At 72.8% G+C, this 15,298-nt stretch carries 10 protein-coding genes and 1 pseudogene; 8 read left to right on the top strand and 3 right to left on the bottom strand.

The window, feature by feature from the left end:
- Positions 1-15 precede the first annotated feature (15 nt).
- Positions 16-4,227: a type I polyketide synthase gene (locus tag OG370_RS12055; RefSeq protein WP_328463413.1), complete on the bottom strand. Its 4,212-nt coding sequence runs from the start codon at positions 4,225-4,227 to the stop codon at positions 16-18.
- A 730-nt stretch (positions 4,228-4,957) separates the two neighbouring features.
- Between OG370_RS12055 and OG370_RS12050 the strand changes: the two genes are divergently transcribed.
- The 4 genes and pseudogenes from OG370_RS12050 (at position 4,958) to OG370_RS12035 (ending at position 9,379) form a co-directional block, all read left to right on the top strand.
- The gene (locus OG370_RS12050; protein ID WP_328463411.1) at positions 4,958-6,493 is read left to right on the top strand and encodes a pyridoxal phosphate-dependent decarboxylase family protein; all 1,536 of its coding nucleotides are present in this window, start codon (positions 4,958-4,960) and stop codon (positions 6,491-6,493) included.
- Positions 6,490-7,152, top strand: a complete 663-nt coding sequence (locus OG370_RS12045) for a hypothetical protein (protein ID WP_328463409.1) — start codon at positions 6,490-6,492, stop codon at positions 7,150-7,152. The genes OG370_RS12050 and OG370_RS12045 overlap by 4 nt, the downstream gene beginning before the upstream one ends.
- Positions 7,153-7,516: 364 nt before the next feature.
- Positions 7,517-8,788 (top strand): annotated as a pseudogene (locus OG370_RS12040) (glycoside hydrolase family 71/99-like protein); the annotation flags it as partial.
- 75 nt (positions 8,789-8,863) lie between these two features.
- Entirely contained in the window at positions 8,864-9,379 is a 516-nt protein-coding gene (locus tag OG370_RS12035; protein WP_328463407.1) for a GNAT family N-acetyltransferase, read from the top strand.
- Positions 9,380-9,659: 280 nt separating this feature from the next.
- On the opposite strand, the gene OG370_RS12030 is transcribed toward OG370_RS12035, so the two are convergent.
- A complete protein-coding gene (locus tag OG370_RS12030) occupies positions 9,660-10,676 on the bottom strand; it encodes a Gfo/Idh/MocA family protein (protein WP_328463405.1) in 1,017 nt (338 codons plus the stop codon).
- 107 nt (positions 10,677-10,783) lie between these two features.
- Between OG370_RS12030 and OG370_RS12025 the strand changes: the two genes are divergently transcribed.
- From OG370_RS12025 to OG370_RS12015, 3 genes are read left to right on the top strand one after another with little or no spacing between them, the layout of a single operon-like run.
- A complete protein-coding gene (locus OG370_RS12025) occupies positions 10,784-12,142 on the top strand; it encodes a multidrug effflux MFS transporter (protein WP_328463403.1) in 1,359 nt (452 codons plus the stop codon).
- Between the two features lie 17 nt (positions 12,143-12,159).
- The gene (locus OG370_RS12020) at positions 12,160-12,354 is read left to right on the top strand and encodes a hypothetical protein (RefSeq protein WP_328463400.1); all 195 of its coding nucleotides are present in this window, start codon (positions 12,160-12,162) and stop codon (positions 12,352-12,354) included.
- Positions 12,320-13,561, top strand: coding sequence for a serine hydrolase domain-containing protein (locus OG370_RS12015; RefSeq protein ID WP_328463399.1), 1,242 nt, complete (start codon positions 12,320-12,322; stop codon positions 13,559-13,561). Before OG370_RS12020 ends, OG370_RS12015 begins: the two co-directional genes overlap by 35 nt.
- A gap of 40 nt (positions 13,562-13,601) precedes the next feature.
- On the opposite strand, the gene OG370_RS12010 is transcribed toward OG370_RS12015, so the two are convergent.
- A complete protein-coding gene (locus OG370_RS12010; RefSeq protein ID WP_328463397.1) occupies positions 13,602-14,261 on the bottom strand; it encodes a TetR/AcrR family transcriptional regulator in 660 nt (219 codons plus the stop codon).
- 91 nt (positions 14,262-14,352) lie between these two features.
- Here OG370_RS12010 and OG370_RS12005 point away from each other — a divergent pair, with 91 nt between their 5' ends.
- Positions 14,353-15,279, top strand: a complete 927-nt coding sequence (locus OG370_RS12005; RefSeq protein WP_328463395.1) for an aldo/keto reductase — start codon at positions 14,353-14,355, stop codon at positions 15,277-15,279.
- Positions 15,280-15,298: the final 19 nt, after the last annotated feature.

The following is a 15,298-nucleotide window of genomic DNA, read 5'->3' as shown; positions in this document are numbered from 1 at the left end:
ACGGGCACGGGGGGATCAGACGGGCGCGGCGGCCGGTTCCAGGGACAGCACGCGGTCGAGGAGGAAGTCCGCGAGCCCGTCGATGGTCTGGTAGTCGAGGGCTTCCATCGCCTTGTAGCGGAACTCCAACTTCTCCTGGATACGGCGCTGGAGCGCGGTGACGCGGAGGGAGTCCAGGCCGATCTCCAGCAGCGCGAGGGACGGGTCGATGCCGTCGGCGACCGAGTCCATCTCGGCGGACGCCTTGCCCAGCGTCTCCCTGACCTCCTCGGCGAGCCACTCGATCACCGTCTGCTTGCGGTCCTCGGGGCCGAGCGGCGCGAGCGCCTCCAGCAGCTCCCGGCGGTTGCGGCCCGGGCCGTTGCCGGCGCCCTCGCCGGGGTCGGGCAGGTCGTCGCCGGCCAGCGCGCCGGCGTGCCGGAACTCGACGCCTTCGAGGTCGGCGACGATCCGGCCCTCGGCGTCGGTCAGCCGCAGGTCGACCACGAAGCCGGTCCGCGCGTCGTGCGGGCGGCGCCGCACATGCGCCCAGACCTCGCCGGGCAGCGGCCCGGGCAGGGTGAGCCGGCGCAACGCGACCGGGATGTAGCCGCCGGCCAGCAGGGAGTTGGCGGTCTCCGTGGCGCCGGTCTGCGTGTCGCCGCTCTCCGTGCTGTCCCCTGCGGTCGGGGCGGACGCTCCCGCGGGGGTGAGGAAGAGCGCGGCGGCGAGCTGGAGCGCGCCGTCGAGCACGGTGGCGAGCCGGTACGGGTGCGGCTCGGCGGGCGCGCCGTCGGGCGCGGAGGTGATTCGGCCGAGGGCCTCCTCGCGGCCGGGATCGGCCAGTCGCAGCTCGCGCACGGTGGCGAAGTGGAAGCCGTGTTCGAGGCCGCCGTCGCGCAGCGTGCCGTAGAGCTGGGCGGGGCGCAGCTCGTGGGGTGCCTCGGCGCGCAGCGCGTCCGGCAGCCGTCCGGCCCGCTCGGAGCGCGGGGCCGGTGCGATGGTGCCGTGGCAGTGCTCGGACCAGTTGCTCCCCGAGCTGCTGCCGGTGACGGTGAAGCGGCGCTCACCGCCCGGCTCGGGCGCGGTCAGGGTGACCCGGGCGGTGGTCGGCACGCCCGGCGGGAGCACCAGCGGGCGGTTGAACTCCACGTCGCTGAGGACGAGTTGGCCGCGCCCCTGTCCGTTGGCCGCGCCACCCGCCTCGGTGAGCGCGCGGACGGCCAGGTCGAGGTAGCCGGTGGCGGGGAAGACGGTCGCGCCGTGCACCCGGTGGTCGGACCAGGGCGCGGCGGCGGTGAGGCGGTGGTCGTGGATGCTCGCTTCGGGGCGCTGCGCGGGGATCGCGGTGGCGGGCGCCGGCACGGCGGCGGTCGCGGCGGCCGGGGCGGCGGTCGGGGCCGGCGCGCTCACGGTCACCGGCGGGGCCGGGGCGATGGTGGCGGCCGCACCGGCGGCGTTCTCGGTCGGCGCGGACGGGTCGCCCCACCAGTAGCGGTCCTTGCGGAAGGGGTACTGCGGCGCGGCCGAGGTGCGCCGGTAGCGGTCACCGCGGTAGAGCCGGGACACGGCGAGGTCGGCGCCCGCGGTGAACAGGGCGCCGGCGGCGGTCAGTACGCGCCGTACGTCCTGCCGGTCGCGGTCGAGGGTCGGGATGACGGTCACCCCGCGGTCGGCGAACGCCTCGGCGATGTGCGAGGCCAGCGCGGCGTGCGGCCCGATCTCCACCACGAGGGTGCAGCCGGAGTCGACGGCGGTGCGCACCGCGTCCTGGCAGCGTACGGTCTCGCGGGCCTGGGTGGTCCAGTACTCCGGGCCCTCCTCACCGGTGAGCGGGCGGCCGGTGGCGCCGGAGATCACCGCGCACTCGGGCCGGTTCGGCCGCAACTCGGCCGCTTGCTTGTGCAGTTCGGGCAGTGCGGGGTCCATCAGCGGGGAGTGGAAGGCGTGCGAGGTGTGCAGCCACGCGGTGTCCACCCGGGCCTTCGCGGCGAGTTCGGCGATCTCCTCGACGGCGTCGGCCGCGCCGGAGACGACCACGCTGCGCGGTCCGTTGACCGCGGCGAGCGCGACCCGCTCCTCCCGCCCGGCGAGCCAGCCGGCGACCGTGTCCGGGTCGGCGCTGACCGCCAGCATCCTTCCCTCGCGGGGCAGTTCGGCCATCACCCGGCCGCGCTGCACGCTGAAGCGGGCCGCGTCCTCCAGCGTCAGCATGCCGCCGACGCAGGCGGCGACCAGCTCGCCGATGCTGTGCCCGGTCACCGCGGAGGGGCGCACGCCCCAGGAGCGCAGCAACTCGGCGAGGGCGTACTCGACGGCGAACAGCGCGGGCTGGGCGAAGCGGGTGTCGTGGATGTCGGGGGCGGCGGCGCCCTCGGCCTTCTCGGCGCCCTCCGCTCCCTCGGCGCCCTCCGCTCCCTCGGCGCCCTCCGCTCCCTCGGCACCCTCGGCGCCCTCGGCCGCCTTGGCCTCCTCCGCGCCCTCACCCGCGTCGCCGAACAGCACGTCGCGCAGGGGCACTTCGAGGGTGCCGTCCATCGCCGCGGCGCAGCGGTCGATCGCGTCGGCGAACGCCGGTTCCCGCTCGTACAGTTCGCGGGCCATTCCCGGGTACTGGGTGCCCTGGCCGGAGAAGACGAAGGCGACCTCGGCGGTACCGCGCGGGTGGCCGCTGGAGACGGCGGCCGAGGCGCGGCCGGTCTGCCACTGGCGCAGGCTGTTGGCGAGTTGGCTGCCGCCGCGGCCGGTCACCGCGATCCGGTGCCGCAGCGCGGCGCGTCCGGCTGCGGCGGTGAACACCGCTGCGGGAAGGTCCTGTTGCTTGGTGCGGGACAGGAAGTCAGCCCAACGGCCAGCGAGTTCCCGCAGGCTGTCGGCCGACTTCGCCGAGAGCACCAGCAGTTCGTCGGTACGCGACGGCGCGGCGGCCGGCGGCTGCGGATCGGCCGGCCGGGGCCGGGGCGCCTCGCGCAGCAGCGCGTGGGCGTTGGTGCCGCTGTAGCCGAAGGAGTTGACCGCGGCCATCCGGGGGGTGTCGCGGCGCGGCCAGCTCACCGGTTCGCCGGGGATCTGCACGGGGCTGCCGGCCAGGTCGATCTTCGGGTGCAGCCGGTTCAGGTGCAGGCTCGGGTAGATCGTCTCCCGGTCCAGCGACAGCGCGGCCCTGACCACCCCGAGCAGGCCGGCGCCGGCCTCGATGTGCCCGACGTTGCTCTTCCCAGAGCTGACGTAGAGCGGCTGGTCGGCGGGGCGGGCGGCGCCGTAGGTGCGCAGGATGGCGTCCATCTCGATGGGGTCGCCGACCGGAGTGCCGGTGCCGTGCGCCTCCACGTAGTCCACCTGGGTGGGCTGCACGCCGGCGCCGGTCAGCGCGGCCCGGATCACCCGCTGCTGGCTGCTGCCGTCGGGCGTGGTGAGGGTGCGGGTGCGGCCGGTGTGGTTGAGCGCGGTGCCCACCACGCTGGCCAGGATCGGGTCGCCGTGCTCCTCGGCGAGCGACTGCCGCTTGAGCAGCACCGCCACGCAGCCCTCGCTGCGGACGTACCCGTCGGCGTCGGCGTCGAAGGTGCGGCACTGGCCGGCCCGGGAGAACAGGCCGAGCTTGGAGAAGGAGATGTGCACGTTGGGCGCGAGGATCGCGTTGGCGCCGGCCACGATCGCGGAGTCGCACTCGCCGGTGAGGATGGACTGCCGGGCCAGGTGCAGCGCGACCAGCGAGCCGGAACAGGCGGTGTCCACGGTCAGGCACGGGCCGCGCAGGCCGAGGAAGTGCGCGACCCGGCCCGCGGAGATGCTGTCGGTGTCCATCGCCTCGTAGGCGCTGATGGTCTCCAGGCCGCCGCGGTTCTTCATCGTGGAGTAGTCGTAGGACATCAGCGCCATGAAGACGCCGGTGTTGCTGCCGGAGAGCTCGTCGGGGTTCTGCCCGGCGTTCTCCAGGGCGTGCCACACGGTCTGCAGCAGCATCCGCTGCTGCGGGTCCATGTGCACGGCCTCCACGTCGGAGATGCCGAAGAAGGCGGCGTCGAACCGGTCGATGTCGTCGACGAAGCCGCCGTGCCGGACGTAGGTGTGGCCGGGGCTGAGCGGGTCCGCGTCGTAGAGCGCATCGACGTCCCAGCGTTCCGGCGGGACCTCACGGACGCAGTCGCGGCCCTCCTCGAAGACCGCCCGGGCCTCCTCCAGGGTGTGCACGCTTCCGGGCAGGGTGCAGCCGACGCCGACGACGGCAATGGGTTCTGTTTCCAACTGGAGTGCTCTCCTTCGAAGACGGGGAAACGGCGCGGATTTCCGGTGATCCGCGCCGCGTTGCCGACGGCCCGGCGGCCGGAGGATTCGCGCGCCCGGCGGCGTGGCGAAGCGCCCGCGACGCGATTTCTCGACAGAGGTGCCGGCCGGTGCCGGCGTTGTCGCCGACGGACCGGACGGAAGTGGGTCCGCGGGTGCGGGAATTCGGGCCGGCGGAGCGGAATTCGGTCGGCGGATCGACTTTGTCGGCGTCCGGTGAACGGGATTCATCCGGACCGGTAACGGCATCTGGCGGTGATCAGCGCTGCTCGGCGTGGCTCGGTGGTCGAATGCGTGCTCGGAAGAACCGGTCCTGGTTCTGCTCGGAACCGACCGGATGTCACCAAGTGAAGCAGCCAACCGCACCACCTGTGCAACCCGTCGCGGCGACATCACCCGAACGGGTCCAACTACCTGGAGTCGTCCGCGGATTGGGCGGTCCCGTGGCATCGGACCGGCGTTCGGGGCAATTATGCGGCACCGCATAATTGCCCCTACGGGTACATTGTTGTGGCCCGGATATTCCCGCCGTTCCGTGTACGGGCGCGGCGCCGCGATCCACCGGGTTATCACCGAATCAGCACACGCTGTACCTCGTTGGAATGAAAGACACTTCCCTGGTGGGCGGGTCGGAAACAGCCGCCTTACTGTTCAGGGCGCAGCACGCGAGACGGCAGAGAGGGCGTAAGACGTGAGGGGACAGCAGGCGGTGACGGCCCACCCGTTCGCCAGGCCGAGGAACCCGTCCGGCCACGAGCCCGGCCAGGAGCCCCGCGGTGTGCTCGCCGAAGTCGCCGGCTACGCGGAGACGTATCTGTCCGCCGACCGCCCGGTGCGCGCCCACGACCCCGGCCGGCTGGCCGACCTGCTCGGCGGCCCGCTGCCGATCGCCGGCCACTCCGAACAGGACACCGTGCAGCGGCTGATCGCGGCCGGGGAGGCCGGGGCGCTGGCCTCCGGCGCGGCCCGCAGCTTCGGCTACGCGGTCGGCGGCGCGCTGCCGGTCGGCGTCGCCGCGGACTGGCTGACCAGTGTGTGGGACCAGTGCGACGTCTTCCACGACCTCAGCCCGCTCTCCTCGGTCGCCGAAGAGGTCTGCGAGAGCTGGCTGGTGAAACTGCTCGGGCTGCCGGCCGGCACCGTGATGGGCCTGACCTCCGGCTGCACCACCGCCAACCTGGTCTGCCTGGCCGCGGCCCGCGAGCACCAACTCCGGCAGGCCGGCTGGACGGTCAACGAGCAGGGCATGTCCGCCGCGCCGCCGCTGACCGTACTGGTCGGCAAGGAGACCCACATCTCGGTGCTGCGCTGCCTGCGGCTGCTGGGCCTGGGCGGCGCGATCCGCTACGTGGAGGCCGACGACGAGGGCCGGATGGCGGTGCCCCACCTGCGCGAGCTGGCCGCGGCGGCGCCCGGCGGGCTGATCGTGTGCGGCCAGGTCGGGTCGATCAACTGCGGCTCGGTCGACCCGCTGCGGGCCGTCGCCGAGGTCACCCACGCGTACGGCGGCTGGCTGCACCTCGACGGCGCGTTCGGGCTGTGGGCCGCGGCCACGCCGCGCCGCCGCCGGCTGCTGGACGGCGCCGACCTGGCCGACTCCTGGTCCTGCGACGGCCACAAGTGGCTCAACACCCCCTACGACAGCGGGCTGGCGTTCTGCGCCCGGCCCGAGCCCTTCCACCAGGCGGTCGGCATCCACGCCGACTACATCCACAGCACCGAACGCACCGGCCGCGACCCGATGAACTACCGGGTGGAGATGTCCCAGCGGGCCCGCTCACTGACGCTGTGGGCGGTGCTGCACCACCTCGGCCGGCAGGGCATCGCGGACCTGGTCGACCGCAACTGCGCCGCCGCCTGCCGCCTCGCCGTCCGGCTCGCCGCGGAACCCGGCATCGACCTCCTGGCGCCGGTCCGGCTCAACCAGGTGCTGCTGCGGATCGGCGACGACGCGCACACCAACCGGGTGGTCGAGCGGCTCAACTCCGAGGGCACCTGCTGGGTGACGCCCACCCAGTGGAAGGGGCGCGGCGCCGTACGGCTGTCGGTGTGCAGCTGGCGCACCGACGAGGAGGCGACCGGACCCGCGGTGGCCGCCTTCCTCGCCGCCCACCGCGCCGCCGGCTCCGACGACAGCATCCCCCGTACGCCCGGCGCTCCCCGTACGCCCGGCGCTCCCCGCACTCCCGGTACTTCCCCCGACGAACGACAGGAGACGACACCGTGACATTCGAGTTGGAGCCGACCGAGGACGTCGACGAGGTGGCCGACATCCTCACCTCGGCGTTCCACGAGGACCCGGTGATCGGCTGGATGGTCCCGCACGAGCTGCCCGGGCGGGACGCGTACGTGAAAGGGTTCATGCACGCCTGGGTCCGCTTCATGCTCGACCACGAGGGCACCGCGCTGATGTCGCCCGGCCGCGACGCCGCCCTGGTCTGGGAGCCCTCCGAGCGCGAGCCCGTCACCGTCGCGGACCAGGAGGCGTTCGAGGCGGCGATCACCGCGGTGACCGGTCCCGCGGCCGGCCGCTGCCGGCAGCTGATCGGACTGCTCGACGCGCACTACCCGACCGACCTGCCGCCGCACGTCCACGGCGCGCTCGCCGCTGTGCGCCCCGGCAGCAGCAGCCCGGGCGCCTTCGTCCGGCTGGCCGGGGCGATGCTGCTGCACCTGTACCGGAACGGGCTCGGGGTGTACTGCGAGGCGTCCTCCGAGTCCAGCTCGGCGCTGTGGCAGCGGTTCGGGTCGCTGCCGATCCGGCCGCCGATCCTGCTGCCGGGCACCGACATCGCGCTGACCCCGCTGTACATGAGCATCGAGGACATCACCCGGCACCCGGCGCTGCCGGTGCTGCTCGGCGACCATCAGCCGTTGACCGCGTGACCGCGTGACCGGGAGGCCTCGCTGGTACGGCCGGCCGTCGAATTCCGAACCCGGTCATCCGATCTTTCATCTCCGGAGGGAGCGCTCAACACCCCATGAATCCCCGTCGATTCGGGCAAAGGGCACGGAACTCCGGATCTGGTCTGGACCCTTGACGGGATGTTTGGTTCAGCAGTTGAATCCCCGGTGTTCGGGCAACCGCATTACCCAACAGTGCTCAGCGTGGCGTGAGTGGCGAGACTGCACGCCAACCCCCACCGCAAGCATGCGCAAACCTCGCGGAAACACACCGGCGAGCCGCGACACACACGGTATGTCCTGCCATGGGGCCTGAGTTCAACCACTGAACATCGGAGTCATCGACATGGGTGTGTCACGTCGTACGTTCCTCACCACCGTCGCCGGCGGTTCGGCCGCCGCGGGGATCGCGGCCGTCGGGCTGGGCGCGGGGACCGCGGGTGCGGCCACGACCGAGCCGGCGGCCGTACGGCCCGCGGCCAGCGGCGCCGGCGACGTCGTCGGCAAGATCACCGTGGGCTACCAGGGCTGGTTCGCGTGTGCCGGGGACGGCGCGCCGATCAACGGCTGGTGGCACTGGAGCCAGAACTGGGGCCAGGCGCCCTCCACGTCCAACAACGCCATCAAGGCGTGGCCGGACATGCGCGAGTACGCCAAGGGGTACCAGACCGGGTACGCGAACCTCAACGGAGGCGGGGCCGCCACCCTCTTCTCCTCGTACGACCAGCAGACGGTCGACACCCACTTCGCGTGGATGAAGACCTACGGCTGCGACGCCGCCGCCCTCCAGCGCTTCAACCCCAACAGCAGCGAGGGCCCGACCCGCGACGCGATGGCGCAGAAGGTGCGCAACTCCGCCGAGTCCAAGGGCGTCAAGTTCTACGTCATGTACGACGTCTCCGGCTGGACGAACATGCAGTCGGAGATCAAGGACGACTGGACCAACAAGATGAAGGCGCACACCGCGAGTTCGGCGTACGCCCAGCAGAACGGCAAGCCGGTGGTGTGCATCTGGGGCTTCGGCTTCAACGACGACAACCACCCGTTCAGCGCTGACGCCTGCCTGGACGTCATCAACTGGTTCAAGGGGCAGGGCTGTTACGTCATCGGCGGGGTGCCGCGCGAGTGGCGCACCGGCACCGGCGGCTCACGGGCCGGGTACTCCGGCGTCTACCACGCGCTCAACATGATCTCGCCCTGGATGGTCGGCGCGATCGGCAACGCGGGTGACTCGGACAACGCGTACACCACCTACACGGTGCCCGACCAGGCGGACTGCAACGCGAACGGCGTCGACTACCAGCCGTGCGTGCTGCCCGGCGACGTCTCGGCGCGGCAGCGCGCGCACGGCGACTTCATGTGGCGGCAGTTCTACAACATGTGCCGGGCGGGGGCGCAGGGCATCTACATCTCGATGTTCGACGAGTACGGCGAGGGCAACCAGATCGCGAAGACCGCCGAGAACGCGTCCATGGTGCCCTCCGGGTCCGGTCTGTGGGCCCTCGACGAGGACGGCACGGCCTGCTCCTCGGACTACTACCTGCGGCTGACCGGTGACGGCGGCCGCATGCTCAAGGGCCAGATCGGCGTGACCGCGACCCGGCCCACCCCGCCGGTCGCCTGACGCCCACCGGTCTGACGCGCGGTACGCACGGTACGGCCGCTCGGCGCGGGACACCGTAGCCTCTGCGGTATGAACGACTCCGTACACGTGCGTACCGCCACTTCAGAGGACATCGAGGGCATTGTCACGTGCAGCGTGGCGCTGCTGACGGAGGACGCCGCGGTCCGCGACCCCCGGGTGGAGCCGCTGTGGACGCTGCGGCACGGCAAGGAGTCGTTCGCGGCGACCCTCGCGGACCCGTCGTGCCTGCTGCTGGTGGCCGACGACGGGGCCGGCGCCGTCGTCGGCTACCTGCTCGGGGTTCTCGCGGAGCCGGTCGGGGTCCTGCCGATCCGCAGCGCCACGCTGCGCGCGCTCTACGTCGCGCCCGAGCACCGCGGTGGGGGCACCGGCACCCGGCTCACCGCGGATTTCTTCGGCTGGGCCCGGCAGCGCGGCGCCGTCCGCGCCGAGGTCAACGCGTACGCCGCCAACGAGGCGGGCCGCCGCTTCTACGAACGCCAGGGCTTCACCACCCGCGCGGTCCGCCTCGACCTGGACCTCGCGGTGCCCTCGGCAACGGAAGCGCCTCGCCACGACGGCTGAGGGCCCACCCCCGACCGCGCCCCTTCGGCCAAGCGCCGTTGTGCTTGCGGTCCGTTCCCGACCGCGCCCCGGTGGCCTGATGAGTGCGCAGTTCCCCGCGCCCCCTGAGGGTGACCCTCTCTCCGCGGAGGAGCCGCACCTACTCAGGGGCGCGTGGGGGTTCTCCCGCTGGCTCCGCCGGGGGCACCCCCACCCAGGCGAAGCTCTGGGGGAGAACTGCGCGACAAGCCCCCCACCGAGAGGTGGTCCCTCAACCGACAGGACGGGGCAGCCGGGCGGGTCAGTCCACCCCCGGATAGTGGACGTCGATGCGCTCGCGGATGCGGTCCAGCGTCCCCATGATCGAGAGGGAACCGTCGAGCGGGACAAGGGGGGACTCGGTCTCGCCGGCGCGCAGCGCCCTCATGACCTCCGCGGCCTCGTGCCGCATACTCCCGCGGTCGTGGTCATCGCTGATGTCGGCGAGCCGCACCGTCTGCGGCGCGACCCCCTCCCGATGCACGGTGAACCGATCCGCGTTGAAGAACCCGTCGGGAATCTCGATCCGCCCTCCGGTCCCGGCAATCGCCGCCGGCGCCCCGATATCCGCGGTGAACCCGCAGCTCAACGTGGCGACGGCCCCACCGTTCCAGCCGAGCACGATCCCGGTCGCCGCGTCCACCCGCTCGGGCGTCAACTGCGCCCACGCCTCGACCGTGTCGGGTTCCCCGAGGAAGAGCTGCGCGAAGGACACCGGGTAGACACCCAGATCGAGCAGCGCGCCCCCGCCCAGTTCGGGATCGCGCATCCGGTGCTCGGGCGGGAAGTCGTTGAAGAACCCGAAGTGCGCGCTGATGTGCCGCACTTCACCGATCACACCCTCCTGCACCAGCGCCAGCAGATGCAGGATCAGCGGGTTGCAGTACGTCCACATCGCTTCCATCAGGAACAGGTCGCGCTCGCGGGCGATCCCCACCAGCTCCCGCGCTTCACGGGAGTTGATGGTGAACGCCTTCTCGCACAGCACCGCCTTCCCGGCCTCCAGGCACAGCCCGGCGGCGGCCCGGTGCGCGGAGTGCGGCGTGGCCACGTACACCACGTCCACCTCCTCGTCCGCGGCGAGTTCGGCCCAGGTGCCGTACGCGCGCGGGATACCGTACCGCTCCGCGAACGCCTTCGCGCTCTCGGTGCTGCGCGAGCCGACCGCGACCACCTCGGCGTCGTCCGGCAGCGACAGCAGGGCCTTCGTGAAGCTGGCGGCTATCCCGCCGGTGGCCAGGATGCCCCAGCGAATCCTGCCGGTCGTGTGCTCGCTCATCGTCCGTACGCCCTCGCTCGTTGCGGACCTCACATCTCGGTCCCCGGATATTCGTGCTCCGTGCTCCCCGCAGACTGAAAGGATAGGCAACGCTTCAACGACTTCCGATGGAGAGTGCCGCCGTGCAGGACGCCGGGCCGGATACCCCCGCCCAGTTCACCGCAATCCCCGCCCCCACCACCGCCCCCACCCCTTCCCCGACCTCGACCCCGATCCCCGCTCCCCGTAGCGGCGGCCCTCGCGGTCCCCGCCCGGCGCAGGCCCGCGCCGGCTTCGTCGTCACCCTCGCCCTCGGCGGCCTCACCGCGCTGCCGCCGCTGTCGATGGACATGTACCTGCCCGCGCTGCCGCGGGTCTCGCAGGCCCTGCACGCGTCGTCCGCGACCGCGCAGATCTCGGTGACCGCGTGCCTGGCCGGCATGGCGCTCGGGCAGCTCGTGGTCGGCCCGCTCAGCGACCGCTGGGGCCGGCGCGGCCCGTTGCTGACCGGCATGGTCATCTACGTGCTGGCCACCGTGGCCTGCGCCTTCGCCCCCACGGTCGCGCTGCTGATCGCCTTCCGGCTGATCCAGGGGCTGGCCGGCTCCGCGGGCATCGTGATATCCCGCGCGGTGGTCCGCGACATGTACGACGGCCTGGCGATGGCCAGGTTCTTCTCCAACCTCCAGCTCATCTCCGGGGTGGCCCCGATCATCGCCCCGGCGATCGGCGGCCAGGTCCTGCGGCTGACCGACTGGCGCGGCATCTTCGTGCTCTGCGCGGTGGTCGGCACCCTGCTCACCCTGGTGTGCTGGCGCCGGCTGCAGGAGTCGCTGCCGCCCGAGGGCCGCCACGCCGGCGGGCTGACCTCCACCTTCGGCTCGATCCGCGGGCTGGTCGCGGACCGGGTCTTCACCGGCTACGTCCTCGCGGCCAGCTTCGCCTTCGCGGCGCTGTTCACGTACGTGTCCGCGTCGTCGTTCGTCGTCCAGGACATCTACGGCGCGTCCCCGCAGACCTACGGGCTGCTCTTCGGCCTCAACTCCGTCGGCCTGGTGGCCGTCGGCCAGTTCAACGGCAAGGTGCTGATGGGCCGGGTGGAGATGAACAAGGTGCTCGGCGTCGGGCTCGCGCTGATCACGCTCGCCTCCACCGCGCTCGTGCTGCTGACCACCGGCGTCCTCGGCCGGGCCACGCTGCCGGAGATCGCGGCCGCGCTGTTCGTGCTGATGGCGTCGATGGGCCTGGTGATGCCCACCGCGAACACCAGCGCGCTGCTGCGCACCCGCCGGCACGCGGGCGCTGCCTCGGCGCTGCTCGGCACCTCCTCCTTCCTGGTGGGGGCGATCCTGTCCCCGCTGTCGGGCGTGGCGGGCGACGGCACCGCGGTCCCGATGGCCGTCACGCAGCTCGGCTGCGTGCTGGTCGCCGTGGCGTGCTTCGTCGGGCTCTGCCTGCGCGGTCGGCGTACGGTGGAGGGACCGTAGACCCTCGGGAGGTTGCGATGTCCGACGATCCGGAGAAGACCTGGGCGTTCAAGACAGCCGACAGCTCACTGCACACGGGGTCGGAGCACTCCGTGGACCCGGAGGACCTGGTGATGGCCTCCGGCCGGGACTGCACCCCGGAACTGATCGAGCAGGCCCGCAAGGCACTGGAGGAACATGGCCCCGCCGCTGTCGAGAGGTTCCTGCCGTGAGGCCGACCTCGACGCCGACGAGCTGCACCGGATCGTCCCCGAGCTGACCTCCTGGCTGGAGCCCGGCCCCGACGCCGACCGCCCGCACCCCTGGTGCGCGGGCGCCGTCGTCGTGGCCGGGCGCGGCCGCACCGTGGCACTGCACGAGGCGGTCGGCTGGGCGGTCCGCTACGCGGCGTACGACGAGCACGCCGACCGCGGGGTGGAGCTGCCGCGCGAGCAGTGGGTGCCCGCCCGGCCCGACACCGTCTTCGACCTCGCGTCGGTCACCAAGCTGTTCACGGCCGTCGTCGCCGTCCAGCAGATCGCGCGCGGCACGCTGCGCCTGGACGCGCCGGTCGCCACGTACGCGCCCGAGCTGACGGCCGCCGCCGCGCACGGCATCACGCTGCGGCACCTGCTCACCCACACCTCCGGGCTGCGGCCGGAACTGCCGCTCTACGACGAGCCCGACGCGGCCGCCCGTGCCGCCCGGCTCGCCGCCGAACTCCCACTCGCACCGCCGGGCAGCAGCCGCACCTACTCCGACCTGAACCTGCTGCTGCTCCAGACGGTGCTCGAACGCGCCACCGGCCGCACCGTGGACCGGCTCATCGCCGACCACGTCACCATGCCGCTGGGGATGACCGACACCCGATACAACCCGCCCGCCTCCACGCTGCCGCGGATCGCCGCCACCGAGGACCAGCGCAGGCCGTGGGGCAAGCTCGACCGGGGCATGGTGCACGGCACCGTCCACGACGAGAACGCCTACGCGATGGGCGGGGTCGCCGGGCACGCCGGGCTCTTCTCCACGGGGTGGGACCTGGCGCTGTTCTGCCGCGCGATCCTCGACGCCGCCGCGGGCACGTCGGACACGCTGCTGTCCGCCGCGGGGGTGCGGCTGCTGCTCGGCCGTGACGCTGAGGGTGATGCCTCCGGCGGTGATGGCGGCCCCGACAGTGGCGGCTCTGACGGTGACAGCTCTGACGGTGGCCGTGGCGTGCCGCTCGGCTTCGAGTGCGATCAGCCGTGGTTCATGGGGGAGTTGGCCGGGCGCGGTGCCATCGGGCACTGCGGTTTCACCGGAACCAGCCTGGTGCTGGACCCGGCGACCGACTCCTTCTTGGTGCTGCTCACCAACTCCGTCCACCCGATGCGCGGTTGGCGGGAGGGCAGCAGGCCGCGGGCCGAGGCGGCGACCCGGTTGGCGCGCGCGGTGCGGTAGTTCGGCGCGGGTGCTCCGCGCGGCGGTTCAGCGCGGTGGTTCAGCGAGAGGGCCCGGCCGGCCGCGGCCGCAGCGCGTCCATGACGAGCTCGATCAGGCGGTCGGCCTGCTCCGGGCTGTCCGAGGTGGCCGCGGTCATGAAGATCCCGAGGAGCATCATCGTGACGTCGTCCGCCGCGACGTCGCCGCGGATCGTGCCGTCCTCCGCGCCGCGGGCGAGGAGGGCGCCGATGGCGCCGCCGATCCGCCGGCGCGTGTCGGGGGTGGCGATCGCGCCGGAGGCCCACCCGGCGCGCAGGACCTCGGCCATGCCGTGCTTGGTGGCGACGAAGGCGGCGTAGCGCCGCATCCACGCGCGCAGCGCGTCGGCGGGCGCCAGTTCCTCCAGCAGGCGCGGGACGCTGCCGGTGACGGCGTCCAACTCCGCCGCGTACACGGCTTCCACCAGTGCCTCGCGGGTCGGGAAGTGCCGGTAGAGGGTGCCGATGCCCACGCCCGCGGCACGGGCGATCCCTTCGAGCGCGGCGGTCTCGCCGGTGGTGGTGAAGGCGACGCGGGCGGCGTCGACGAGCTTGTCCCGGTTGCGCAGGGCGTCGGCGCGGGAGGCGCGCTTGCGTGCCGCGGGTGCGGGCCCTGGCTCGGGGACGGACCCGGGTTCGGGTGTGTGCGCGGGGTCGGGTGCGGAATCGGCGCCGGACAAAGCGGAGGGACCTCCGGTAAGGCTGCTACAGTGGAAATGCGGAGGCTCCTCCGCTTACCTCATCGTCTCATGAGTGAGGACATACCCTTCCATGGCTGAAATCCCCGCTCCGCACGCGGGCGGCACCGCCGACCTCGGCGGCCTCACCGTCTCCCGCATCGGCTTCGGCGCGATGCAGCTCGAACGCCTCCATGGTGACCGCGACGCGGCGATCGCCCTCCTGCACCGCGTCGCGGAGCTGGGCGTGAACCACGTGGACACCGCGCAGTTCTACGGCGACGGCTTCGTCAACGGGGTGATCCGCGACGCCTACCGCGACGCCACCGGCGGGTCCGACGGCTCCGGCGTCATCGTCGTCAGCAAGGTCGGCGCCACCCCGGACGCGGGCCGTATCCCGCTGCGCCTCGCCCAGCGCCCCGACGAGCTGCGCGCGAGCGTCGAGGACAACCTCAAGAGCCTCGGCCTCGACCGCATCCCGGTGGTGAACCTCCGCCGCGCGGACTCCGGCCCCGGGCTGCGCGCCGAAGGCGACCAGGTGGTCGACCTCGACGACCAGCTAGCGGTGATGACCGCGCTGCGCGACGAGGGCAAGATCGGCGCGATCGGCCTGAGCGCCGTCTCGCTCGACACCCTGCGCCGCGCGCTCCCGGCCGGCGTCGTCTGCGTCCAGAACTCCTACAGCCTGGTCGCGCGCGAGGACGAGGAACTGCTCGCACTCTGCGTCGCCGAGAACATCGCCTGGGTGCCGTTCTTCCCGCTGGGCGGCGCGTTCCCCGGCCTGCCCAAGGTGACCGACGCCCCGGAGGTGCACGCGGCGGCCGAGGCGCTCGGTGTCACGCCCGCGCAGATCGGCCTCGCCTGGCTGCTGCACCACACCCCGAACACCGTGCTCATCCCGGGCACCGCGGACCCTGCCCACCTGGCGGCCAACGTCGCCGCGGGCGCGATCCGGCTGGACCCGGCGACGCTGGCGGCACTGGACGCGGTCAAGTCCCGCACCGGCGACTTCGAACTCTGATCCCCCGTCCATCGGTCCG

The organism is Streptomyces sp. NBC_00448 (assembly GCF_036014115.1).
GTDB lineage: Bacteria > Actinomycetota > Actinomycetes > Streptomycetales > Streptomycetaceae > Actinacidiphila.
Note: the sequence above shows the minus strand (reverse complement) of the source record. Positions and strands in the feature narration are given on the sequence as shown.

Bases quoted from the DNA above. Each gene is read 5' to 3' on its own strand.
- OG370_RS12025 (WP_328463403.1), top strand. From the start codon at position 10,784: ATGGAGAGTGCCGCCGTGCAGGACGCCGGGCCGGATACCCCCGCCCAG.
- OG370_RS12030 (WP_328463405.1), bottom strand. From the start codon at position 10,676: ATGAGCGAGCACACGACCGGCAGGATTCGCTGGGGCATCCTGGCCACC.
- OG370_RS12020 (WP_328463400.1), top strand. From the start codon at position 12,160: ATGTCCGACGATCCGGAGAAGACCTGGGCGTTCAAGACAGCCGACAGC.
- OG370_RS12005 (WP_328463395.1), top strand. From the start codon at position 14,353: ATGGCTGAAATCCCCGCTCCGCACGCGGGCGGCACCGCCGACCTCGGC.
- OG370_RS12035 (WP_328463407.1), top strand. From the start codon at position 8,864: ATGAACGACTCCGTACACGTGCGTACCGCCACTTCAGAGGACATCGAG.
- OG370_RS12015 (WP_328463399.1), top strand. From the start codon at position 12,320: ATGGCCCCGCCGCTGTCGAGAGGTTCCTGCCGTGAGGCCGACCTCGAC.